The sequence below is a fragment of the Terriglobia bacterium genome (genome assembly GCA_020073205.1).
GTDB lineage: Bacteria > Acidobacteriota > Polarisedimenticolia > Polarisedimenticolales > JAIQFR01 > JAIQFR01.
Map to the genome: position 1 here is coordinate 1 of JAIQFR010000011.1, position 20,314 is coordinate 20,314.

The 20,314-nt window shown below is 70.1% G+C and carries 21 protein-coding genes; 9 read left to right on the plus strand and 12 right to left on the minus strand.

Annotated elements, in window-relative coordinates; genetic code table 11:
• Nucleotides 1–111 precede the first annotated feature (111 nt).
• The 7 genes from LAO51_03750 to LAO51_03780 all read right to left on the minus strand — a co-directional run bounded on the left by LAO51_03750 (nucleotide 112) and on the right by LAO51_03780 (nucleotide 5,653).
• Entirely contained in the window at nucleotides 112–597 is a 486-nt protein-coding gene (locus LAO51_03750) for a biopolymer transporter ExbD (protein ID MBZ5637853.1), read from the minus strand.
• Nucleotides 598–612: 15 nt separating this feature from the next.
• A complete protein-coding gene (locus LAO51_03755; protein ID MBZ5637854.1) occupies nucleotides 613–984 on the minus strand; it encodes a biopolymer transporter ExbD in 372 nt (123 codons plus the stop codon).
• A gap of 28 nt (nucleotides 985–1,012) precedes the next feature.
• Complete coding sequence (locus LAO51_03760) at nucleotides 1,013–1,690, minus strand: MotA/TolQ/ExbB proton channel family protein (GenBank protein ID MBZ5637855.1); 678 nt, start codon at nucleotides 1,688–1,690, stop codon at nucleotides 1,013–1,015.
• A 44-nt stretch (nucleotides 1,691–1,734) separates the two neighbouring features.
• On the minus strand, nucleotides 1,735–2,493 hold the full coding sequence (locus LAO51_03765) for an energy transducer TonB (protein ID MBZ5637856.1): 759 nt from the start codon (nucleotides 2,491–2,493) through the stop codon (nucleotides 1,735–1,737).
• 24 nt (nucleotides 2,494–2,517) lie between these two features.
• The gene (locus tag LAO51_03770; protein ID MBZ5637857.1) at nucleotides 2,518–3,360 is read right to left on the minus strand and encodes a hypothetical protein; all 843 of its coding nucleotides are present in this window, start codon (nucleotides 3,358–3,360) and stop codon (nucleotides 2,518–2,520) included.
• A 290-nt stretch (nucleotides 3,361–3,650) separates the two neighbouring features.
• Entirely contained in the window at nucleotides 3,651–5,393 is a 1,743-nt protein-coding gene (locus LAO51_03775) for an amino acid permease (protein MBZ5637858.1), read from the minus strand.
• Nucleotides 5,393–5,653 carry a hypothetical protein gene (locus LAO51_03780; protein ID MBZ5637859.1) on the minus strand — a complete coding sequence of 87 codons (261 nt, stop codon included), beginning with the start codon at nucleotides 5,651–5,653 and terminating at the stop codon, nucleotides 5,393–5,395. The genes LAO51_03775 and LAO51_03780 overlap by 1 nt, the downstream gene beginning before the upstream one ends.
• 126 nt (nucleotides 5,654–5,779) lie before the next feature.
• Between LAO51_03780 and LAO51_03785 the strand changes: the two genes are divergently transcribed.
• Entirely contained in the window at nucleotides 5,780–6,418 is a 639-nt protein-coding gene (locus LAO51_03785) for a CoA pyrophosphatase (protein ID MBZ5637860.1), read from the plus strand.
• Between the two features lie 99 nt (nucleotides 6,419–6,517).
• On the opposite strand, the gene LAO51_03790 is transcribed toward LAO51_03785, so the two are convergent.
• From LAO51_03790 to LAO51_03805, 4 genes are all read right to left on the minus strand, one after another.
• Nucleotides 6,518–7,957: a 2-oxoacid:acceptor oxidoreductase family protein gene (locus LAO51_03790; GenBank protein MBZ5637861.1), complete on the minus strand. Its 1,440-nt coding sequence runs from the start codon at nucleotides 7,955–7,957 to the stop codon at nucleotides 6,518–6,520.
• Nucleotides 7,935–9,008, minus strand: a complete 1,074-nt coding sequence (locus tag LAO51_03795) for a 3-methyl-2-oxobutanoate dehydrogenase subunit VorB (GenBank protein ID MBZ5637862.1) — start codon at nucleotides 9,006–9,008, stop codon at nucleotides 7,935–7,937. Before LAO51_03795 ends, LAO51_03790 begins: the two co-directional genes overlap by 23 nt.
• A gap of 23 nt (nucleotides 9,009–9,031) precedes the next feature.
• Nucleotides 9,032–9,268 carry a 4Fe-4S binding protein gene (locus LAO51_03800; GenBank protein ID MBZ5637863.1) on the minus strand — a complete coding sequence of 79 codons (237 nt, stop codon included), beginning with the start codon at nucleotides 9,266–9,268 and terminating at the stop codon, nucleotides 9,032–9,034.
• Nucleotides 9,269–9,540: 272 nt separating this feature from the next.
• Nucleotides 9,541–11,148: a M20/M25/M40 family metallo-hydrolase gene (locus LAO51_03805; GenBank protein ID MBZ5637864.1), complete on the minus strand. Its 1,608-nt coding sequence runs from the start codon at nucleotides 11,146–11,148 to the stop codon at nucleotides 9,541–9,543.
• An 83-nt stretch (nucleotides 11,149–11,231) separates the two neighbouring features.
• On the opposite strand from LAO51_03805, the gene LAO51_03810 reads away from it, so the two are divergent.
• From LAO51_03810 to LAO51_03830, 5 genes are read left to right on the plus strand one after another with little or no spacing between them, the layout of a single operon-like run.
• Nucleotides 11,232–13,832: an insulinase family protein gene (locus tag LAO51_03810; GenBank protein MBZ5637865.1), complete on the plus strand. Its 2,601-nt coding sequence runs from the start codon at nucleotides 11,232–11,234 to the stop codon at nucleotides 13,830–13,832.
• 57 nt (nucleotides 13,833–13,889) lie between these two features.
• A complete protein-coding gene (locus LAO51_03815; GenBank protein MBZ5637866.1) occupies nucleotides 13,890–14,603 on the plus strand; it encodes a PilZ domain-containing protein in 714 nt (237 codons plus the stop codon).
• A 56-nt stretch (nucleotides 14,604–14,659) separates the two neighbouring features.
• Nucleotides 14,660–15,856 (plus strand): nicotinate phosphoribosyltransferase, encoded by a 1,197-nt coding sequence (locus LAO51_03820; GenBank protein ID MBZ5637867.1) that lies wholly within the window; start codon nucleotides 14,660–14,662, stop codon nucleotides 15,854–15,856.
• Between the two features lie 53 nt (nucleotides 15,857–15,909).
• Entirely contained in the window at nucleotides 15,910–16,203 is a 294-nt protein-coding gene (locus LAO51_03825; GenBank protein MBZ5637868.1) for a DUF2007 domain-containing protein, read from the plus strand.
• The gene (locus tag LAO51_03830) at nucleotides 16,200–17,243 is read left to right on the plus strand and encodes a GHMP kinase (GenBank protein ID MBZ5637869.1); all 1,044 of its coding nucleotides are present in this window, start codon (nucleotides 16,200–16,202) and stop codon (nucleotides 17,241–17,243) included. The genes LAO51_03825 and LAO51_03830 overlap by 4 nt, the downstream gene beginning before the upstream one ends.
• Here the strand turns inward: LAO51_03830 and LAO51_03835 are convergent.
• A complete protein-coding gene (locus tag LAO51_03835; protein ID MBZ5637870.1) occupies nucleotides 17,218–17,595 on the minus strand; it encodes a hypothetical protein in 378 nt (125 codons plus the stop codon). The two genes, LAO51_03830 and LAO51_03835, sit on opposite strands and share 26 nt — an antisense overlap.
• 237 nt (nucleotides 17,596–17,832) lie before the next feature.
• Here LAO51_03835 and LAO51_03840 point away from each other — a divergent pair, with 237 nt between their 5' ends.
• From LAO51_03840 to nadA, 3 genes are all read left to right on the plus strand, one after another.
• A complete protein-coding gene (locus LAO51_03840) occupies nucleotides 17,833–18,522 on the plus strand; it encodes a hypothetical protein (protein MBZ5637871.1) in 690 nt (229 codons plus the stop codon).
• A 37-nt stretch (nucleotides 18,523–18,559) separates the two neighbouring features.
• Nucleotides 18,560–19,102, plus strand: a complete 543-nt coding sequence (locus LAO51_03845) for a dephospho-CoA kinase (GenBank protein MBZ5637872.1) — start codon at nucleotides 18,560–18,562, stop codon at nucleotides 19,100–19,102.
• A 61-nt stretch (nucleotides 19,103–19,163) separates the two neighbouring features.
• A complete protein-coding gene (nadA, locus tag LAO51_03850) occupies nucleotides 19,164–20,297 on the plus strand; it encodes a quinolinate synthase NadA (GenBank protein ID MBZ5637873.1) in 1,134 nt (377 codons plus the stop codon).
• Nucleotides 20,298–20,314 lie beyond the last annotated feature (17 nt).

The window sequence follows — 20,314 nt, forward strand, 5'->3', positions numbered from 1 at the left end:
GGGGTGGAACCCCCGGTTGCTGGCACGAACCACTGATCCGAGGAATTCGAGGGAGGGAAGCCGGGCCCGGAGGCGAGGAGTGCGCCCCCGGGCCGGGTCGAGTTCAGCGAGTCATTCCTGTCCCAGAGCGAGCTTCTCGTCGGTCACGACGGCCATCTTGAGCCCTTCGACGCCGCTCTTCGCGATGTCGAGGATCTGCATGATCCCCTCGTAGTTGAGCTTCTCCTGTGCGGCGACGAAGAGGATCTTGTCGGACGCTTTCCGGTTCTTGAAGATCTCTTCCATCTTCGACTTGAGCGCGTCCGCGCGGACGGGCTCCTTGTTGATCTTGACCACGCAGCCGGGCGGGAGCCCTGCATTGCCCACGGCATGGAGGATGGGGCAATCGCTCTCCGAGATGCCCATGATGACCTGCGTGATCGTGGGGTCCGGCGGGGTGATCTGCGTCGTCTCCCGCGGGATCTGCACGTCGTACCCCCGCTGGGAAAGCGGGGTCATGACCATGAAGATGATGAGGAGCACCAGCACGACGTCCACGAGGGGCGTCACGTTGATGTCCGATTGGAGCCCACCCTTGCCGCCTACCGCCATTCCCATGGTGTCACCGTCCTGCTACGAGGTCTTCTGTCGTTTTTCCGTGACGAGGCCCACGTTGTTGAAGCCGGCGTCCCGGATCCTCATCATGGTCTTCTTGACGTCGCCGTACGTCAAATGGGCGTCCGCCTTGAAGAGGACGCTGTAGTTCTGATTGCGATCGAAGGCCTCCTTGATGGTCTGCGGGAACTGGGCCTCCGTGCACTTCACCTTGTCGACCCAGAAGTCCTTCCCCTCGGACTCCGCCACCATGATCTGGCTCTTCTCGTCCGCCTTCTTGTCGGGGTTGTCGGTCTGAGGCAGCCTCACGGCCTGACCCTTCTGGAGCATCGGGGTCACGACCATGAAGATGATCAGGAGGACCAGCACGACGTCCACGAGGGGCGTCACGTTGATGTCCGACTTTACGTCTGCGGCCTTAATGGGCACCATAGGACGCCCCGTGCCTCTTGAGGAAGAAGTCGATGAGCTCGGCGGACGAGTTCGTCATCTCGATCTGGAACCGCTCGAGACGGTTGGTGAAGTAGTTGAACGCCATCACCGCGGGGATCGCGACGAGGAGGCCGAACGCCGTCGTGATCAGCGCCTCGGCGATACCGGCGGACACCGCCGCGAGGCCGCCGGAGCCGCTCTGCGCCATGCCGGTGAACGCGTTGATGATGCCGAACACGGTGCCGAAGAGGCCGATGAACGGGGCGGTGGAGCCGATGGTCGCCAGGCCGCCGAGCCCCTTCTTCATCTCGGCCGAGGTGATCGCGGTCTCCCGCTCGAGGGCGCGCGTCACGGCGCCGACGACGTCGAAGCTCGCGGCGACCTCGGACTTCTGGTTCAGGAACTCCAGCAGACCGGCCGAGACCACCCTCGCGATGTGGGACTTGCCGTACTGCTTCGACTTTTCCACGGCGCCCTGGAGGTTGTTGTCCTTCAGGCACTTCACGAGGATCGGGAGGAACTCGATCGACTGCTTCTTGGCGGCCCGGTACGTCATGAACTTCTCGATCATGACGGCGATGGAGTAGACCGAGAGGATCAGGAGGAAAATGATCACCGTTCTCGCCACCCAACCCGATTCGGCGAACATCTGGGTCAAGGACATGTTCATGGGCTGACTCCTTAGGACTCGGCTCCTGCCGGCTTCCGTCAGTTGAGCGTAAACTCGACCTGGATCGTGAAATAGATCTTCACCGGACGACCGTTCTGGCGCGCCGGCTTGTACTTCCACTTCTTGACCGCGTCGATCGCCGCCTGCTCGAGCATGGGGTTGGCCTTCAGTACGGTCACCCCCTCGACGTCCCCCTCCTCGTTGATGATCGCCTGCAGCACGACCCGCCCCTGGATGCGCGCCTTGCGCGCCATCTCCGGGTAGACCGGATCGACCTTCAGGATCCTCTCCGGCGGATCCATGTCCGGCGCCAGCGGGACCGGCTCGGTGCTGCCGCCCTCGGCGCCGCCCAGGACCCCTCCGATCGTTCCGCCGAGGACGCCGCCGACGACCCCGCCGACCACGCCACCCTCGACGCCGCCTTCGACCCCGCCGTCCACGCCGCCGTCGATCCCGTCGGACTCGGGCGCCGAGGGGGCCTTCGGAACCTCCTTGGGCACCACGGTCGGCTGGACGATCTCATTGGGGATGATCGGCTTCACCTCGACCGGCTTGACGGTCTGCGGCGTGACCTGCCGCTTCGGCGGAGGCGGGGGCGGCGGAGGCGGGGGCGGCGGAGGCACGGCCCCCGTGAACGTGATCATCAGGTCGGGGTCCTGCACCGCCTCGACGATGATGTAGGACGCGCCGATGATCGCCCCGATCAGGATGACGTGCAGGCCGAGAGCGACCGGAAACGCCCACGGGCTCTGCTTGTCACCCGACCCCTTCCGGCTTTCGATCATTCCTTCGAACATGGGATTGCCCGCCCTTCCCGAGCCTCAAGCCGCCTTGGCGGCGGCGAGGTTCTTCTTGCGGGCCTCCTGGGCCCTCTTCGTGAACTCCTGGGACTTGTTCATCGAATCCTGGAACGCGGCCTGGTCGCCGGCGGCGCTCGCCAACTTGGCCTTCTCCCGGTACAGTAGGTTCATGTACACCAGCGATTCGAAGTAATCGGGATCGAGAGAGATCGCCTTCTCGAGCGCTTTCATCCCCGTGGGTATGAGCTGATCGGCGCGCTCCTGGTCCGAGACCAGGAGGCCGCCCTTGGCCGACCGCTCCCAGCAGAGCACGCCGATCGTGTACCAGGCCTCCTTGTTGCTCGGCTCGATCTCGGCCCGGCGGGTGAACCACTTGAGCGCCTGCGGGAAATCCGGCTTCTTGGCGTAGAGCTGCGCGAGCTGCGCGGCGAACACCGGGTTGTTCGGCTCCTTCCTGACCAGGTCCTCGTAGAAGGCGATGGCCTTGTCCGACTTGCTGGCGGCCGTGAGTAGGCCGACGTAGAAGCCGCGGACCTTGTCGACCGTGGCGGCGTCCGGCGCCTTCATGGTGAGGAGCTTCTCGAGGGCGGCGGCGGCCTTCTCGGAGTACTCGATGTCCTTGGGGTGGATCGAATTCGGATGGTACATGGCCAGATAGGAGACCGCGATCTGGTAGTTCGCGTTCCAGTCGCTCGGAAGGAACGACACGACCTTCCGGTACTCGGCGATGGCATCCTCGTAGTGCTGGGACTTGTACGCCTTGTTCCCCTCGTTCATGTGGTAGCGAAACTTGACGGAATCGCAGGCGGGCAGCGCGAGCCCGAGGGCGGCGAGCACGAGGAACGGGACCAGTCTGCGGCTCATGGAAGCTCCCTTGGTCAGCGATGCGGGGTCGTTGGATAGGTCACGTCCCGCCGGGACGTTCCCTTCGGCTCCGGCGGGAGAGCGGTTCTCGCTTCCACGTTCGAGAACGGGAACTGGGTCCACTTGCGATGCGTCATCCTCGATCGTTGAACTGTAATCGCCGACCTCCTCCGGAATTCTAGCAGAATCGAAGCGCGGGCTGCCATCCTGGGATGGCGTCGGCGCGCCTTCCTGCGGGGCATAGACAGCACCGGAGCGGCCGGTCGGTGAAGACCCGGGCCGGGGCCCCCTCACCGTCCCACGCCGCGGAGGCCCGCCAGCGAGCCCGCCAGGCCCGCGGCGCCCCCCCCTCCCGCCAGGAGCACGCCGAGGAGCGCGCGCCCGTGCGCCTCGGCCAGCGGATGGGCGGCGGCGGTCACGATGCCGGACACCCCGAGCCCGTGGGGCATCGCGAAGAGGCCGACGGCGGCGGCGAGGAACCCCAGGGCGCCGACCTGCATGGGCCACGGCGTCCGCGCGGGCCGGCCGTCCCGCCGTCCCACCGCGCTGTGCGCCCACCCGTACGACGTGTAGATCGAGAGGCCCAGCGTGAGCCATCCGACGAATCGCCACCAGGACGCCGGCGGGAGGTACACCATCAGCGCGAGGCAGGACGCGACGCCGAGGGAGGGAAAGAGAAGGGGGCCGAGCGGGACCCGGAACGGCCGATGGCGCGACGGGTCGCGGAACCGGAGGATCGGGATCCCGAGGCAGACGAGGACGAACGCGAAGAGGGTCCCGATGTTCGTCAGGTCCACCATCTCGTCGATGCTCGCGAACGCCGCCACGCTCCCCACGAGCACGCCGGTGAGGATCGTGGTGACGTGCGGGGTCCGGAACCTGGGGTGCACCGTGGCGAACACCGGAGGGAGCAGGCCGTCCCTGGCGATCGAGAAGAAGATCCGGGGCTGGCCGAGCTGGAAGACGAGCAGGACGGCGGTGTGCGCGACGACCGAGCCGAACGCCACGATCGTGCTGGCCCACACGGCGGACGGGGCCACGTGCTGCAGCGCCATCGTGAGCGGCTCCGCCTGCTCCACCGACAGGCGCCGGATGAGGTCGGGGTACGGCACGAGCCCGGTGAACACCGCCGCCACCGCGACGTAGAGGACGGTGCAGATCACGAGCGACGCCAGGATGCCGATGGGAAGGTCGCGGCTAGGATTCCGTGTCTCCTCGGCCACCGTGGAGACCGCGTCGAAGCCGATGTAGGCGAAGAACACGATGGCGGCGCCGGCGAGGGTCCCACCCCAGCCCGCGGGCTGGAACGGAACCCAGCTCTCCGCCATCCGCGCGGGAGGAACGAAGTAGAGCGCCACGCCGATGAAGAACAGGAGCACGAGGAGCTTGATGCCGACCATCACCGCGTTGAACTTCGCCGATTCCCTTATGCCCCAGACGAGGACGACGGTGATCAGCGCCACGATCCCGAACGCCACCAGATTGAATACCACCGGGACGCCGAGGACGTGGGGAGCGCCCGCGTAGAGTCCGGGGATGTGGGCCGCGGTCCTGAAGTCGGTGCACAGCCAGAGGGGGAGGTGGATCCCGAACCCCTCGAGCAGCGTCCGGAAGTAGTTGGCCCACGAGATGGCCACCGCCACGTTCCCCACCGCGTACTCGATGATCAGGTCCCAGCCGATGATCCAGGCCACCACCTCGCCGAGGGTCGAGTACGCGTACGTGTACGCGGAGCCGGAGATCGGGACCATCGAGGCGAACTCCGCGTAGCAGAGCGCCGTGAACGCGCACACCGTCGCGGTGATGGCGAACGAGAGAATGAGCGACGGGCCCGCGCCGGGCCGGGCCGCGTCCCCGGCCGCGGCGGTCCCGATGGTCGCGAAGATCCCGGCCCCGATGATCGCGCCGATGCCGAGCAGCGTGACGTGGACCGGGCCCAGCGCCCGCCTCAGGTGGACCGACCCGCCCTCCGCGGACGCGAGGATGTCATCCAGCCCCTTCTTCCGGAAGATCCCGCGGACGGAGGTCGCCATCAGAGGTGCGCCGCGATCCACGCCTCGGCGGCCGCCCCGGCGAGCCTCCGCCTGAGTCGGCTCTCGCGCTCGATCCGCCGCGTCGCGCGATAGAGGTCATCGACCGCGTGCTTCAGCCGCCTCTCGTTCACCAGGTCGTCCAGGGAGATCGCGAGCACCTCGCGGATCGCGGAGAGGGGGTCCCGGTGCACCACCTGCTCGACCGGGGTGGGCGTCGCGACGGGCGCCGCGGGGACGACGGGAAACGAGAGGTCCGCCACCCGCGAAGAGTAAGTTGAACCGGTCCGTCCGGCAAGCGGGTTCCGGGACGGGTGCCCTGAGGGTCGCGCGAGGTTGACCGTCCCGCGGGGCTCGCTCAACATGAGTCGGCGGTGGAGGGAGCTGGCATGGACCTGGCCGACGCCGAGCGGCGCCTCGCGAAGGCCCTCGCGGGCCCCCTCCCGGGGGAGGTGGCCCACGCGCTCCTGGCGTCGAGCCCGCGGAGAGGATGGCGGCCGGGGGAGGTGCCGGGAGCCTCGCGGGCGGCGGCGGGGCTCGTGCTCCTCTATCCGGACGGTCGCGGCGCGGCCGGCCTCGTCCTGACGCTGCGCCCGGAGAGCCTCGCGCGTCACGGTGGGCAGGTGTCGTTGCCCGGTGGCGCCGTGGAGCCCGGCGAGTCGGTGGAGGACGCCGCGCTCCGCGAGGCCCGAGAGGAGATCGGGGCGGACCCCGGCGCGATCCGCCTGCTCGGCCGCCTCACGCCGCTCCACGTTCCCGTCAGCGGGTTCGTGATCCATCCCGTGGCCGCGGTCGCGATGGCTCGCTTTCGAATGCACCGGTCCTGCGGCGAGGTCGAGGCGATCCTCGAGGCGCCGCTCCGCGACCTCCTCGATCCGTCGAGCCTCGGGGTGGAGCACCGCATCCTCGAGGGGCGGGATTACCGGGTCCCGTTCTTCTTCCTCGAGGGGCACAAGGTGTGGGGGGCGACCGCGATGGTCCTCGCGGAGCTCGCGTCGCTGCTCCGGGACACCGGGGGGCGTCCGTAGCGTCGCGAGTTCGGCCCGTGGAGAACCACCCCCCGGGAGCGATATCCCGGGGGGTGGCACGGGGCCGGAGCGCGAGGGGCCGTCTGAGAGGGGAAGGGGTTACGCTCCGGCCGGAGCTCCTTTCGCGGCCTCGATCCCGGCGTCGATCGCCTTCCGGTTCAGCTCGATGAGCTGGGCGTGGGCCTTCACGGCGGCCGGCAAGGCGGCGACGATCGCCTCCTTCGAGACCCCGATGTCGTGGGCCAGCATGGCGCCGAGCATGACCATGTTGGCCACCTTCGGGTTGCCGAGGCGATCGGCGACCTCGCTGGCGGCCACGGCGACGACGTGCACGTCGGCGCGCTTCGGGCCCTCCGGGATCAGCGACGAATTGTAGAAGATGGTGCCGCCCGGCACGACGTCCCGCCCGAACCGCTCGAGGCTGGGACCGTTCATCGCCACCAGCGCGGTCGGATGCTGGATCAGCGGCGAGCCGATCTCCTCATCGGAAACGGTGACGCTGGCGTACGCGGTCCCGCCCCGCATTTCCGGCCCGTACGACGGCATCCAGGAGACGTGCCGGCCGGAGAGCATCCCCGCCTGCGCCACCACGACGCCCATCAGCAGCACGCCCTGCCCGCCGAACCCGGCGATCTTGATCCTCTGCTCCTCGATCGAGCGACCTCGGTCGGGGAGCGCCGGCTCCTGACCGTCGCCTTTGATGCCCAGGATCTCCGGAATCTTCTCGAGCGGCGTCGCCTGCCGGTAGCGCGGGTGGCCGAGATCGTGGTCGTGACCGTCGCGGACGACGCCGAGCGGGAACACCTGGGTCATGCTGGCGATCGTCCACGCCGCGGCGTCCACGGGCTGCATCTTCCAGCCGGTGGGGCACGGGGAGAGGATCTCCACCAGCGAGAATCCCTTGTTCTCGATCTGGTTCCCGATCGCCTTCCGAATCGCCTTTCGCGCCCTCGTATTGTTCTTGTTGTCGCCCACCGCGACCCGCTCGAGGTAGTAAGGCGCCGTGAGGGCGTTCAGCAGCTCGCAGACCTTGATCGGGAACCCCTCGTTCTGCACGTGGCGGCCGAGGGGGGAGGTGGTGGTCCGCATGTCCACCGGCGTGGTCGGGGCCATCTGGCCGCCGGTCATTCCGTAGATCGCGTTGTTGACGAAGAAGATCGTGATGTTCTCGCCGCGGTTCGCCGCCTGCATGATCTCGTTGCCGCCGATCGCGGCGAGGTCGCCGTCCCCCTGGTAGCCCAGCACGATCGCGTCGGGGTGGGCCCTCTTCACCCCCGTGGCCGCCGCAGGGCAGCGCCCGTGCGGAACCTGGATGTTCCCGACGTCGAAGTAGTAGTACGCGAACACCGAGCAGCCTACGGGGTTCACCAGGACCGTCCGGTCCTTCACCCCGAAATCGTGCAGGGCCTCGGCGATGTACTTGTGGACGTGCCCGTGGCCGCACCCGGGGCAGTAGTGCGTGGAGCCCTTGTCCCCGTCCTTCCGCTCGAACGAGTCGTAGAAGGTGTCGGGGCAGCTAAACGCCGGCGTGATGGACATGGTCTTCCTCCCGGGTGCCCTGAAGGACCTCGAGGATCTCCGTGGGTGTGGGGACCATCCCTCCCTGCCTCCCGTAGAACCCTACGGGGCGACGCTCCCTGGCGGCGAGGCGAACGTCCATGACCATCTGGCCGTCCGACAGCTCCACGACCAGGAAGCGCTTCACCCTGCCGGCCGCGTCGTCGATCGCCCGGGTCGGGAAGGGGAAGAGCGTCACCGGCCGGATGAGGCCGGCCTTGATCCCCTCCTTGCGCGCGAGATCGACGGTGGTGCGGAGCACCCGCCCGACGATCCCGTACCCCACGAGCGCCACCTCGGCGTCCTCCATTCGGTAGGATCGCCATTCCTGCAGCTCGGCGACGACCCGGGCGTATTTCGCCATCAGCTTCCGGTTGTGCGCCTCGAGGTCCTCGTGCGACAGGAAGATCGACGTGATCAGGTTCTTTCGCGTCTCGGCGTCCCCGCGGGTGGCCCAGTCGTGACGAGGAGGCGCGGTCGCCGCGGCGGGGAAGTTCACCGGCTCCATCATCTGGCCGGTGAACCCGTCGGTGAGGATGATCACGGGGTTCCGGAAACGGTCCGCGACGTCGAACGCCTTCATGGTGAAGTCGCACATCTCCTGGGCGAAGGCCGGCGCGTAGACGACGTTGTGGTAGTTTCCGTGGCCGCCGCCCTTGACCATCTGGTTGTAGTCGCCCTGCTCCGGCCCGATGTTCCCGAGGCCGGGGCCGCCCCGCATGATGTCCGCGACCACGCACGGCAGCTCGGCCCCCGCGAGGTAGGAGAGCCCTTCCTGCATGAGCGACAGGCCGGGGCCGGACGAGCCGGTCATGCTGCGCTCGCCGGCGGCCGCCGCGCCGAACACCATGTTGATCGCCGCAGTCTCCGACTCCGCTTGGACGAAGGTCCCGCCCGCGGGCGGGAAGTACTTCGCGGCGGCCTCGGCGATCTCGCTGGCAGGTGTGATCGGGTAGCCGTAGAACGAGCGGCATCCCGCGAGGATCGCCCCCTTGACGATCGCCTCGTTTCCTTTGATGAGCTGGTAGGCCATGGGAGGTCCCCCGGTCGGTGGCGTCAAGCCACCTCGTCCACCACGTGGAACACGCTGATCGCCGCCGGCTCAGGGCACGCGTAGTAGCAGACCCCGCACCCCGTGCAGCCGGTGCCCTCGAGGAACTCGGCCGGGTGGAACCCCAGGCGGTTCAAGGACGCGCCGAGGCGCAGCGACTTGGTGGGGCAGGCCGCGACGCAGAGGCCGCACCCCTTGCACTTGTTCGCCTCGACGGTGACGGTACCGCTGCGCTTCGCCATGAAAGATCCCTCCCGTGCCGAATCCGCGCTCCTCGACCACACCCCGGCGCCGGGTCTGGCGGCCCCGAGGCGATGCTAGTGCATCCAACGTGCCACGGGAGCGCGGGACGACAGCGGCATCGACTGCGAGAAAACCGGGGACACCGGAAGGACGGCACGCGCCCCGGGCGCGCCCGTCCGCGAAGCATCGCACACCTCGCCGCGGGATGCGCCATTGTACGCACACCGAGCACCCCGTGTCCAGGGACGTGGGCGCGATTGCTGACCGAGCCTCAGAAGTCGGGGCGGTCGAACGGGTCCGGAGTCGGCGCGGCCTGGATCGCCGGATCCAGCCGAACTGGGCCGTCGTGGTCGGCGACGAGGCGGACGAGGCGCGCGACGAAGCGCGCCGACGCCGTGACGAGGCCCGCGTCGATCTTGTCCACGGTGTCGCCCGGGCGGTGGTAGTCCTCGATGTACCCGGCGAACGGGTAGACGATGGGGATGCCGGCCTCGAAGAAGGTGTAGTGGTCGCTGACGGGCTGGAATCGCAGTCCGCCGTAGAACCGGAGATCGAGGCCGAGCCCCAGGTCGGCGGCGACGGCGAGCTCGCGGAGCAGGGGCGCCGCCGCGCTGTAGAGTACCTGGAGCGTTCGGCGGTAGGCCGCCCGGTCGAGATTCGGTCGCCCGAGCACGTCGAGGTTGACGACGGCTCGGATCCGCTCCCTCGGCACCGGGGGCCGGTCCAGGAACGCGATGGATCCGAGGCGCCCCTCCTCCTCGCCGGTCCATGAGGCGACCACGATCTCCGCGGCCCCTCGGGGCGGCGCCGCCTTGAGCCCCGCCGCGGCGGCGAGGAGCCCCGCGACGCCCGACGCGTTGTCGTCCGCGCCGGGATAGAGCGTGCCGTTCGGCGCGCCGAGGTGGTCGAAGTGAGCTCCGAGCACCACCACCTCGCCCTCGAGCCCCCTTCCGGCGCCGAGCCGCGCGACGACGTTTCGGAGCGTCACCTTCCTGCGGTCGGCGTAGGCGAGCGCGAGCGAGATCTTCCGCCCCGCGAGGACGCGCGACGCTTGGCGCCCCGCCTCGAGATCCGCCGAAGCCGCGCCGAGGTCGAGGCCGGTCCCCGCCACGATCGCCGCCGCCGCCGCCGGATCGAGGTAGGCGACGGGGAGCGGAGGAGGGGCGCCATCGAGGCCGAGGAAGGGGCGATTCAGCTCGTCCTTCCGTCCCGCGAGGAGGTCCGCCGCGCTGCGCGCCCGCCCGGCGGGATTCGGCACCACGAGGAGGGCCGCGGCCCCCAGCGACTGCGCCAGGCGGGCCTTCGCCGCGGAGATCGCGTGTCGCGTGGGTCGGGTCCCGTTCCATTTCGAGGCGGGATCGGTCTCGCCCGGCTCCCCGGAGAGCACCAGGACGATCTTCCCCGAGACGTCGAGCCCCGCGTAGTCGTCGTGGCCGTACTCCGGTGCGCGGATCCCGAATCCCGCGAACGCCAGGGCGCCGTCCGCCGACGCCGATTCCGCGCGATCGGGCACGACGAGGAATCGCCCGGTGGTCCCTTCCTGTCGCGCGTCCGGCCCCGCGCCTCCCGACGCGACGAGACTCGACGCCGCCGGATCGTACGCCGCGGCGACCCCGGGGACCGTTTGGAAGAAGGAGCGCCCTGCCGGCGTCTCGTCACCGGCGGGAAGAAAGCCCATGGCCTCGAGGCGCTCCGCCACGAAGGCGGAGGCGACCGCGCCTCCGCGCTCCGCGGCGTGTCGACCCTCGAGCTCGGGAGACGCGAGAAAACGGATCGCTGCGGCGACGTCCTCTTCGCGCACCGCGCCGTCCCCCGCTTCCGCCCAGGCGAGCTGGGCGAGCAGCGCCGCGGCCAGCATCGTCGAGATCGTCCGTCGCATCGCACCTCCCCACGCGGCCCGGCCGCGGCGTTCCCAGGGAGGTGTAGCATACGCGCCGCGCTCGCATCCCAAGGAGGTGTCCGATGGCTCGCTCCCGAGGTCTCGCCGTCGCGGCGGTGGTCGCGCTCGCCGCCCTGCCGTCCCTCGCTGCGTACCGAGAGGAAGTCCTGTCGAACGGCCTTCGGGTCGTCCTGGTGGAGCATCGGGCGAACCCGATGGTCTGCTCGTCGGTGATCGTCGGGACGGGAGTGGTCGACGAGCCCGACGGCCTGAACGGGGCCTCGCACTTCCTCGAGCACCTTCTGTTCAACGGGACGGCGACCCGGACCCAGCGGGAGCTGTACGACGAGGTGGACCGGTACGGAGCGTACAACAACGCGACGACCCGGGAGGACCACACGCTCTTCACGCTCCTGATCCAGAAGGAGTTCCTGTCGAAGGGACTCGAGATCCAGGCGGACATGCTGTTCCACTCCACGCTGCCGCCGGACAAGTTCGAGAAGGAAAAGGGGATCGTGCTCGAGGAGCTGGCCCGCGACCGGAACGACCCGGACTACCTGGCGGGCGACGCCTTCCGCGGATTCGCGTACGCCGGAACGCCGCTCTCCCGGCCCGTGCTGGGGAGCGAGGCTTCGATCAAGGGGATGAGCCGCGACGCCGTGCTCGCGTACTACAAGGCGCGGTACGTTCCGGCGAACATGGTGCTGGTGGTGATGGGGGATTTCGAGGCCGGCGGCATGCTCGAGGAGGTGCGGAGGACCTTCGGCGCCGCCCCCAAGGGAAAGCTCCCTCCGCCCTCGAACGCGGCGTGGCCTGAGGTCCCGGACCGGAACCTCGCCACGTCTCCCCTCGAGGCGGGTCGCTCGTATCTCCACGCGGCGCTCCCGCTCTCGATCGAGCCGTACGATCCGAGGATGGGCGCGGTCGAGCTCCTGCTGTCGGCGCTCTCCGCAGGAAAGGACGCGCCGCTTTCCCTGGCGCTCACGTCGGGCGCGGATCCCCTGGTCCAGTCGTTCTCCCTCTCGGCCAGTCCGCGGGCCCACGGTTGGTCCACCATCGAGTTCGAGGCGGTTCTGGAGAAAGGCCGCGATCCCCGTCCCGTGCTCGACGCGCTGGTGGGAGGGCTCCGGTCCCTGCAGCCCGGGGGGGCCGCGTGGGACCGGATCCCGCTGGCGAGGACCGCAGAGCGAGCGGACGAGGCGCTGACCGCCGACAACATCCAGTACTACGCGATGACGCGCTCCGCGTACCTGTTCGGATCGCCGAAGGACGAACTCGCGCGGCGCCTGGGGAGCGCTCCCTCTCCCGCGGAGCCGATCGAGGACGCCGCGTCCTCGATCCGCGCCGCGCTCCCCACCCTCCGCGCCTCGATCTCGGGGCCGTCCCTCGCCGAAGGAACCGCGGCCTGGGCTCCCTCCCCGGCGTCTCCGACCCCGACACCGCGAGGAGAGGCGTCGGAGACCTTCCCCTCCGGTCTCAGGGCGTGGGCGGCGCGGAGCGGGGACTCGCAGGTGTTCGCGGTGCATCTCGCGCTCACGCCCCGCTCGGCGTCGGAGCCGGCCGGAAAGGAGGGGATCGCCGATTTCCTCCACCGCATGCTCCTCCGGGGCACGATGATCCGCGACGCGGCGGCGCTGTCCGCCGCACTGGACGCGCTCGGAGCGAGGATCAAGCTCGTGGACGACCCGGCGATCCCGTACGACGACTACTACACGACGCCGGAGTACTCCTTCGTGCGCCTCGAGGTGCCGGCGGAGCGGTGGCGCGAGGCGATGGCCCTGCTCGGGGAGATCGTCCGCTACCCGCGGCTCGCACCGGACGACGTCGAGGCGGTGCGCAAGGAGATGATCGACCTCCAGAAGAGGCAGTCGGAGTCCACCCGCGCGGTCGCCCAGGAACTGGCGGCGCGGACGCTCTACCCTGGGCACCCGCTGTCGAGGCCGGTGCTCGGCACCCCGGCCTCGATCGCGTCCGTGACCGTCGACGATCTCCGGGCGTTCCACCGCGAGTACGTCTCGGGCCGCCGGATGGTGCTCACCGCGGTCGGTCCCGTGGATCCCGCGGAGGTCCTGACGGCGGCGCGGGGGGCGCTCGGGGACCTGCCCCCGGGCCCCGAGCCGTCTCCGGTCGCGCAGCCGCCCGTCACCCCCGCGGGCCTCGCGGCCGACGCGGCGGTCGGGAAGGGGATGGCCCAGATCGTCATTGCGCGGCTCTTCGACGCCGATCCGTCGGACGAAGCGGCGCTCGCGGTGGCGGGAGCGATGCTGGGAGACCGGCTGTCGTTCCACCTCCGCGAGGAGAAAGGGCTCGCCTACTCGATGTCCGCCTCGGTCACGCGGCTCGCGGGGCGCGAGAAGCTCGAGGTGAACATGGGCACGCGGCAGGCGAACGTCGACGAGGCGCTCCGGGGTCTCCGCGACGGGATCGCGGAGTTCGCCGCGGCGACGCCCGACCCCGGGCACGTCGAGCGCGCCGTCAACGCGCTCCGCGGGCGCCTCCTGATGCGGCGAATGACCCGGATCAACCAGGCGTACTTCGCCGCCCTCGACCTCATGGCGGGACGCGAGGCCGGGGACGGGAAGAAACGCCTGGACGCCCTGCCGCGGGTCCGCCCGGACGACGTCGCCCGCGTCGCGAAGGCGTACCTCGATCCGGGAGCGTGCGCTACACTGATCGTGCGCTGATCGGAAGAGCGGGCGGGGAGGCGCACACGAGACGACCCGCCTCGCCGGGACGGGGGGATGGGAGGCGAGGCGGACAAGAAGATCCTCCTCCTGGACGGCGACGATCTCGGCCTCGACTTCGAGAAGACCTTCCTGGAGCGTCCCGAGATCCGCTTCGTCGAGGCGCCGCGCGGAGAGGAGCTGCTCGCCGCGCTCCGCCGCGAGCGGCCGGACCTCCTGGTCGTGGGAATCCACGCATCGAACCCGGAGAGCCTGAGAATCTGCCGAGAGGTGAAATCCGATCGCGCCCTCGACGGGATCCCGGTGCTTCTCTTGAGCACCCCGACCCTGCGCCGGGAGGCCGAGTCGTCGGGCGCCGACGCGCTGGTGTTCAAGCCGCTGGTCCAGAGGGAGTTCCTCGAGGTCGTTCGCGGTCTTCTCGCGGTGCGGGAGCGCCGGAGCGCGCGATACCCGGTCCGCGTCAGGATCGCGTTCGTCCACGAGCGCGAAGAGATCGAGACGTTCAGCCAGGATCTGTCCGAGACCGGCGCGTTCCTGCGCTCGACCCGCCTCCCTCCGCCGGGGGCCAGGATCCCGCTGCGCCTCCGCCTCCCCGGAGACGAGAACGAAATCGCCTGCGACGGCGTGGTCCGGGGGCCGAGGGGTCCGGGACGAGGCGCCGGGGGCTCGGTCGGATTCGGCGTCGAATTCGATCACATGATCCCGTCGGACCGCTTTCGCCTCTCGCGCTTCGTGCGTGATCGCCTGTCCCGGCCGGTGGAGCTCCCGTGACGCCGGGCGTCGTTGTGGCCCGCCGGTCCGCCGCGTAGAATCGAAGCGGGAGCGTCATGGAATTTCACACCGCCGATCCCGCGGACGTCCTGAGGGGTCGAGTCACCGACGTCTACTTCGAGAGGACCGAACGGACCCTTAGGGCGCGCGGGATCGACCGCCGCGTCCGCGCGGAGTTCTTCGTCAAGCGGCTTCCGGGCGACGGCGAGTGGGCCGTGCTGTGCGGCGCGGACGACGTCGTCGCGATGATCGAGGAGCTGGCGCTCGATGTCGGCGTCCGCGCTCTGCCGGACGGCACGCTCTTCCGTGCGGGGGAGCCCGTGCTGGAGATCGAGGGCCGGTACCTCGAGTTCGGCCGGCACGAGACCGCGTTCCTCGGCCTGATGTGCCAGGCCAGCGGGGTCGCGACGAGAGCGGCGCGGTGCCGCCTCGCCGCCGGCCCGCGACCGGTCGTCTGCTTCGGCGCGAGGAGGGTCCACCCGATCCTCGCGCCTGCCGTGGAGCGGTGGGCATGGATCGGCGGCGCCGACGGGGTCGCCGCGATCCTGTCGGCGGAGCGGATCGGGATCGAGCCCTCCGGCACGATGCCCCATGCGCTCGTGCTCCTCTTCGGCGACACGGTGGAGGCGGCGAAGGCGTTCCACGAGGCCCTGCCGCCGGACGTCCCCCGGATCGTGCTCGTGGACACGTTTCACGACGAGCGATTCGAGGCGCTCCGCGTTGCCGAGGCGCTGGGGCCGGTTCTGGCGGGTGTACGACTCGACACCCCGGCCTCGAGGCGCGGGGACCTGCTCGCGATCCTCCGCGAGGTTCGGTGGGAGCTCGACCTCAGGGGGTTCCGCCACGTGAAGCTGTTCGTGTCCGGCGGGCTCGGGGAGAGCGACATCCTGGAGCTCAACCCGGCGGCGGACGCGTACGGCGTCGGGACGTACATCACCGCGGCTCCACCGGTGGACGTCTCGATGGACCTGGTGGAGATCGAGGGTCGCGCCGCGTCGAAGCGCGGGAAGCTCTCCGGGCCGAAATCCCTCTGGCGCTGCGGCGCGTGCGGCGCCGACCTTCTGTCTCCGCTCGGCGACGCGGCGCCGGTGCCGTGTCCGTGCGGGGGGGCAAGGACCGACCTCCTGACGCAGGTGTACCACGGGGGAGAACGCCGGGTGCCGCGGGAGGACGCCGTGTCGGCCCGCGCGAGGGTTCTCGCCGGCCTGCGCGCGGGAGCGCTCGGACGCGCGGGACGGACGACGCAGCGATGAGCTCCTTAGAGAATTCCGGCCCCCGCGGCGGCCCCGAGGATGGCGCCCTCCTCATGAGGACCTGGAGCGACGGCGAGGCGGAGATCGTCCGGCACCTCCTCGAGGCGTACGGTATCCCCTGCCAGGTCGTCTCGGACGTCACGCACATGTTGTTGCCGCTCACCGTCGATGGCCTCGGCGAGATCCGGATCCTCGTTCCGGCGTCGAGTCTCGAGGAGGCCGTCGGCCTCCTCGCGGAGCACCGCCGCCGGGGGTTCGATCCGGTCTCCGGCGGCGAGGACTCCGAGGGAGAGTCCGAAGGCGCGGGATCCGCCGAGGACGACGACGCTTCGCAGGAGCCCCGATGAGATCCGGCGCGATTGAGGCGTCCGCTCCGACCCGAATCGACCTCGCGGGCGGAACTCTCGACATCTGGCCGCTGTCGCTCCTGATCCCGGGAGCGATCACCGTCAACCTCGCGGTGGATCTCAGGGCCCGAGCCTTCGTCGCGCCACGCAAGGACCGCCTGGTGGTGGTCGTCTCGCGGGACCGAGGGCTCCGCGTCACGAGGAAGCTGCCTCTTAACCCGGGCGAGGGCCGAGGACCGCTCTCGCTCCTCCTCCGGTTGGCTGCGGCGTTCGAGCCCGGCGAGGGACTGACCCTCGTGACCGAGGCCGACGCGCCCGCGGGCGCGGGGCTCGGCGGATCGTCGGCTCTCGGGATCGCGGTCGGCGCCGCCCTGAGCCGATTCACCGGCGCCGGGCTCCGCCGCGAAGCGCTGCTCCGCAGGGTGATGAACGTGGAAGCGGCCGAGATCGCCACGCCGACCGGCAACCAGGACTACCTGGCGGCAATTCACGGCGGGCTCGCGGCGTACCACCACGGATTCGACGGGACCGCACGGGAGGCGCTCGCGATCCCGGCGGGGCTCGAGGAACGGCTCGTGCTCGCGTACACCGGCGAGCCCCGAGGTTCGGGGATCAGCAATTGGGACATGTTCCGGAGGGCGATCGAGCGGGAGCGGCAGACCACGAGGGGACTCGAGGCGATCGCCTCGCTGGCGCGGGAGCTCCACGCCGCGCTCCGCGAACGGGACCTCGATTCGGCGGGGAGGATACTGGGCGAGGAGGGCCGGCTGCGCTACCGGCTCGCCCCCTCGGTGGCGACCCCGGCCCTGCTTCGTGCCGGGGAGGCGGCCCGCCGCGCCGGGGCGGCCGGAGTGAAAGCCTGCGGCGCGGGAGGCGGCGGCTGCCTCGTGGCGTTCGCGCGGGCCGGAAAGGCTCGGGACGTCTCGAGGGCGCTCGGGGCGACGGGCGCCCGCGTCCTCGAATTCAGGATCGCGCGCGCGGGCGTAAGGGTCGGGCCGCCGAGGGGAGCTCGGATCACCGAACGACGAGGGGGATCTTGAGCGAGATCTTCGCCGGGGCGCAGTAGCCACTCGCCGCCACGCAATAGAAATACGAGAGCCTGGCGTCGAGGTCGTGGAGGCCCGGCGCAGCCGACGGCGTGACGTCGAGCTTGAGCCGCAGCGGGTCCAGCGACTTGAAGTAATTCGTGTCGAGTCGGTCCGGTGGCGGCGCCGCGTCGGTTCCCTGGGACGTCTCGCCGCCCGAAACGAGCCCCGCGACGGCGGGAACGGCGAGCTTGATCTTCGGGTACTTGTTGAGCTTGAAGCCAGGATTCACCGAAAGCTGCACCGTGACCTCGGCTACTCCTCCGGGCGCCACGGGCTTCGGCGCGACACCGATCTCGATTTTCACGGCGTCTTCCGGCGACGGTCTCGACGGCGCGGCCGCCACAGGCAGCGCGGCGCTGACGAGCAGGGCCAGGGAAAGGGGCGGAATTCCGTTGCGCATGGGTCGATTCTACGGAGCGGCGCCCGTGGGCGCAACCGCCGCGCACGGCGATCCGGCCGCCGCTCCGGTTGTCGCAGACGGGGTATGAGGGTACACTTCCTCCGCGCGAGGGCGTCGCCAGGTGAGGGCGAGGAGGGCGTCATGCGAGTCGGGCGATCGCTTTCTGGGTTGTGCGTCCTCGGCGTCCTGATCGCGGCGCCCGCGATGGCGGACGAGATCATCTACTTTACCAACGGTACGACCCTTCCCATCACGTCCCACACCGTCGAGAAGGACATGATCTCGGTGGAGCTGGGAGCGAACTCCAAGATGGGGTTCCCGGTCTCCATGGTGGACAAGATCGAATCCTCCGGGCAAAGCGTCTACCTCAATCCGGTCTATCATCCCGCGAATCAGGCACTCGCCGGGCCGGTCGGCGGAGGGGTGTCGAACGCGGGGTCGTATCCCATCACCGGCACCCCGAGCATGCCTGCGCGTTGGAGGAACCAGCTCGCCGGGAAGTCCCTGGGCGACGGCGCGGCTCAGCAGGGGAGCGCCGTCGGCGCGACCGGTTCCGCGAGGCTCGCGACGAAGGTCGGCAACCGCTCGGCGCTGGCGGACTCCCTCCAGCGCTCGGGGCTGCCCGCGCCCATTACGCCGCCCGGCCAGGGCGGCGCCGGCCGGAGGGGCGGCATGATCCATGTCGACGTGCGGCGAGACGGCACCGCAGCGCCGACCCCAACGACCGCGCCGGCCCCGGGGGACACGCAGCCCCCCGCGGAGGAGCCGCCGCCGGACACGCAAACCCCACCCGAAGACAACCCGCCGGCGGACCCGCCGAGTGGGAGTTGACGATCGATCTCCCGTCGGTCCGATTCCGGGGAGACGGATGGTCGTCGGCCTGACCGGGCCCAACGCCGCCGGGAAAGGGGAGGTCGCCGCCCACTTTCGAGTCCTCGGCTTCGCGGTCCACTCGCTCTCGGACGTCGTGAGGGAGGAGGCGGCCGCCCGCGGATTCCCTCTCGACCGTGAGCACTTGATCCGGACCGGAAACGAGCTGAGGCGCGCGGGGGGTCCCGGGATCCTCGCGGAGCGGATCCTCGCGAGGATCGGCGTTCGCGACGTCGTGGACTCGATCCGGAACCCCGCGGAGGTCGGCGTCCTCCGCCGCATTCCCGGATTCCTCCTCCTGGGCGTCGACGCGCCCGCCCGGGTGCGCTTCGATAGGTCGCTCGCGCGATCTCGCCCTGGCGACCCGGCGACGTTCGAGGCGTTCGAGGAGCGCGAGCGCCAGGAGAACTCCTCCGACCCGGACGCGCAGCAGCTTCGCGCGACGCTCCTCCTCGCGGACCGGATCGTCCGGAACGAAGGCACGCTCGAGGCGCTCCGTCGCGAGGTCGACCGGGCGCTGGCGCCCGAGCGGTTGCTATAATCGATCGGTCCGGCGAGAGCCCGGCGGAGAGGCTCCGCCGGAGGCCCTGGAGCCGCCCCCGATGCAGATCCTCCCCGAGCCCTACGCGTCGATGACCGATGCCGAGGCGGTGCGCCGGATCGCGGCAACTCGCGAGCGGCTCGGAAGGGACGTGCTGATACTCGGCCACCACTACCAGCGGGACGAGGTCGTCGCGTTCGCGGACTTCACGGGCGACTCCTACGGCCTGGCCAAGGCCTCCGCGGCCCGCGCCGACGCGCGATGGATCGTGTTCTGCGGCGTGCACTTCATGGCCGAGACCGCCGACATCCTCGCCGCGCCGGAGCAGCGCGTGATCCTCCCCGACCTCGAGGCCGGCTGCTCCATGGCCGACATGGCGGAGATCGACTCCGTGGAGGTGGCGTGGGAGGAGATGGCGACCGCCCGCGAACCCGATGGCGTCGTGCCGGTCACCTACGTCAACTCGTCCGCGGCGGTGAAGGCGTTCGTCGGCACGCGGGGCGGAACGGTTTGCACCTCTTCGAACGCCGGCGCGATCTACGACTGGGCCCTGTCCCAGGGGAAGTCCCTCTTCTTCCTACCGGACCAGCACCTCGGCAGGAACATGGGGGCCGCCAAGGGCATCCCGCTGGACCGGATGCGCCTGTGGGATCCCACCCTCGAATCGGGCGGCCTGACCCGCGGAGAAATCGGGGAGGCCCGGGTCCTGCTTTGGAAGGGGCATTGCCAGGTCCACGCGCGCTTCGCGGTCGGCCAGATCGAGGCGCTGCGCGCGAGCCACCCCGGGATCCTCGTGCTCGTCCATTGGGAATGCAGCCTCGACGTGGTACGGGCCGCCGACGACGTGGGATCCACCTCCGACATCATCCGGCGGGTGGAGGAGGCGCCGGCAGGCTCGGTCATCGCCATCGGGACGGAGTTGCACCTCGTGTCCCGCCTCGCCAGGGCCCACACGGACAGGCGAGTCCTGCCGCTGGTCACCGGAACCTGCGTCTGCGCGACCATGAACCGCATCGATCCGCAACACCTGCTCTTCGTGCTGGACGAGCTCGCCGCGGAGCGGATCATCAACGAGGTCGAGGTCCCCGAGGACATCGCGAGGCCGGCACGGGTGGCGCTGACGCGAATGCTGGAGATCTCCCGGCGCGCCGAGACGGCGCCGGCGCCGTTGGCGGTCGACGGCGGCATTCGATAGAGTGGCCCGAGCGCCTG

What these genes read in the sequence shown, in the direction of transcription:
- LAO51_03750 (MBZ5637853.1), bottom strand. Translation starts at nt 597, where the DNA reads ATGGGAATGGCGGTAGGCGGCAAGGGTGGGCTCCAATCGGACATCAAC.
- LAO51_03760 (MBZ5637855.1), bottom strand. Translation starts at nt 1,690, where the DNA reads ATGTCCTTGACCCAGATGTTCGCCGAATCGGGTTGGGTGGCGAGAACG.
- LAO51_03765 (MBZ5637856.1), bottom strand. Translation starts at nt 2,493, where the DNA reads ATGTTCGAAGGAATGATCGAAAGCCGGAAGGGGTCGGGTGACAAGCAG.
- LAO51_03770 (MBZ5637857.1), bottom strand. Translation starts at nt 3,360, where the DNA reads ATGAGCCGCAGACTGGTCCCGTTCCTCGTGCTCGCCGCCCTCGGGCTC.
- LAO51_03775 (MBZ5637858.1), bottom strand. Translation starts at nt 5,393, where the DNA reads ATGGCGACCTCCGTCCGCGGGATCTTCCGGAAGAAGGGGCTGGATGAC.
- LAO51_03785 (MBZ5637860.1), top strand. Translation starts at nt 5,780, where the DNA reads ATGGACCTGGCCGACGCCGAGCGGCGCCTCGCGAAGGCCCTCGCGGGC.
- LAO51_03790 (MBZ5637861.1), bottom strand. Translation starts at nt 7,957, where the DNA reads ATGTCCATCACGCCGGCGTTTAGCTGCCCCGACACCTTCTACGACTCG.
- LAO51_03795 (MBZ5637862.1), bottom strand. Translation starts at nt 9,008, where the DNA reads ATGGCCTACCAGCTCATCAAAGGAAACGAGGCGATCGTCAAGGGGGCG.
- LAO51_03800 (MBZ5637863.1), bottom strand. Translation starts at nt 9,268, where the DNA reads ATGGCGAAGCGCAGCGGTACCGTCACCGTCGAGGCGAACAAGTGCAAG.
- LAO51_03805 (MBZ5637864.1), bottom strand. Translation starts at nt 11,148, where the DNA reads ATGCGACGGACGATCTCGACGATGCTGGCCGCGGCGCTGCTCGCCCAG.
- LAO51_03810 (MBZ5637865.1), top strand. Translation starts at nt 11,232, where the DNA reads ATGGCTCGCTCCCGAGGTCTCGCCGTCGCGGCGGTGGTCGCGCTCGCC.
- LAO51_03815 (MBZ5637866.1), top strand. Translation starts at nt 13,890, where the DNA reads ATGGGAGGCGAGGCGGACAAGAAGATCCTCCTCCTGGACGGCGACGAT.
- LAO51_03820 (MBZ5637867.1), top strand. Translation starts at nt 14,660, where the DNA reads ATGGAATTTCACACCGCCGATCCCGCGGACGTCCTGAGGGGTCGAGTC.
- LAO51_03825 (MBZ5637868.1), top strand. Translation starts at nt 15,910, where the DNA reads ATGAGGACCTGGAGCGACGGCGAGGCGGAGATCGTCCGGCACCTCCTC.
- LAO51_03830 (MBZ5637869.1), top strand. Translation starts at nt 16,200, where the DNA reads ATGAGATCCGGCGCGATTGAGGCGTCCGCTCCGACCCGAATCGACCTC.
- LAO51_03840 (MBZ5637871.1), top strand. Translation starts at nt 17,833, where the DNA reads ATGCGAGTCGGGCGATCGCTTTCTGGGTTGTGCGTCCTCGGCGTCCTG.
- LAO51_03845 (MBZ5637872.1), top strand. Translation starts at nt 18,560, where the DNA reads ATGGTCGTCGGCCTGACCGGGCCCAACGCCGCCGGGAAAGGGGAGGTC.
- nadA (MBZ5637873.1), top strand. Translation starts at nt 19,164, where the DNA reads ATGCAGATCCTCCCCGAGCCCTACGCGTCGATGACCGATGCCGAGGCG.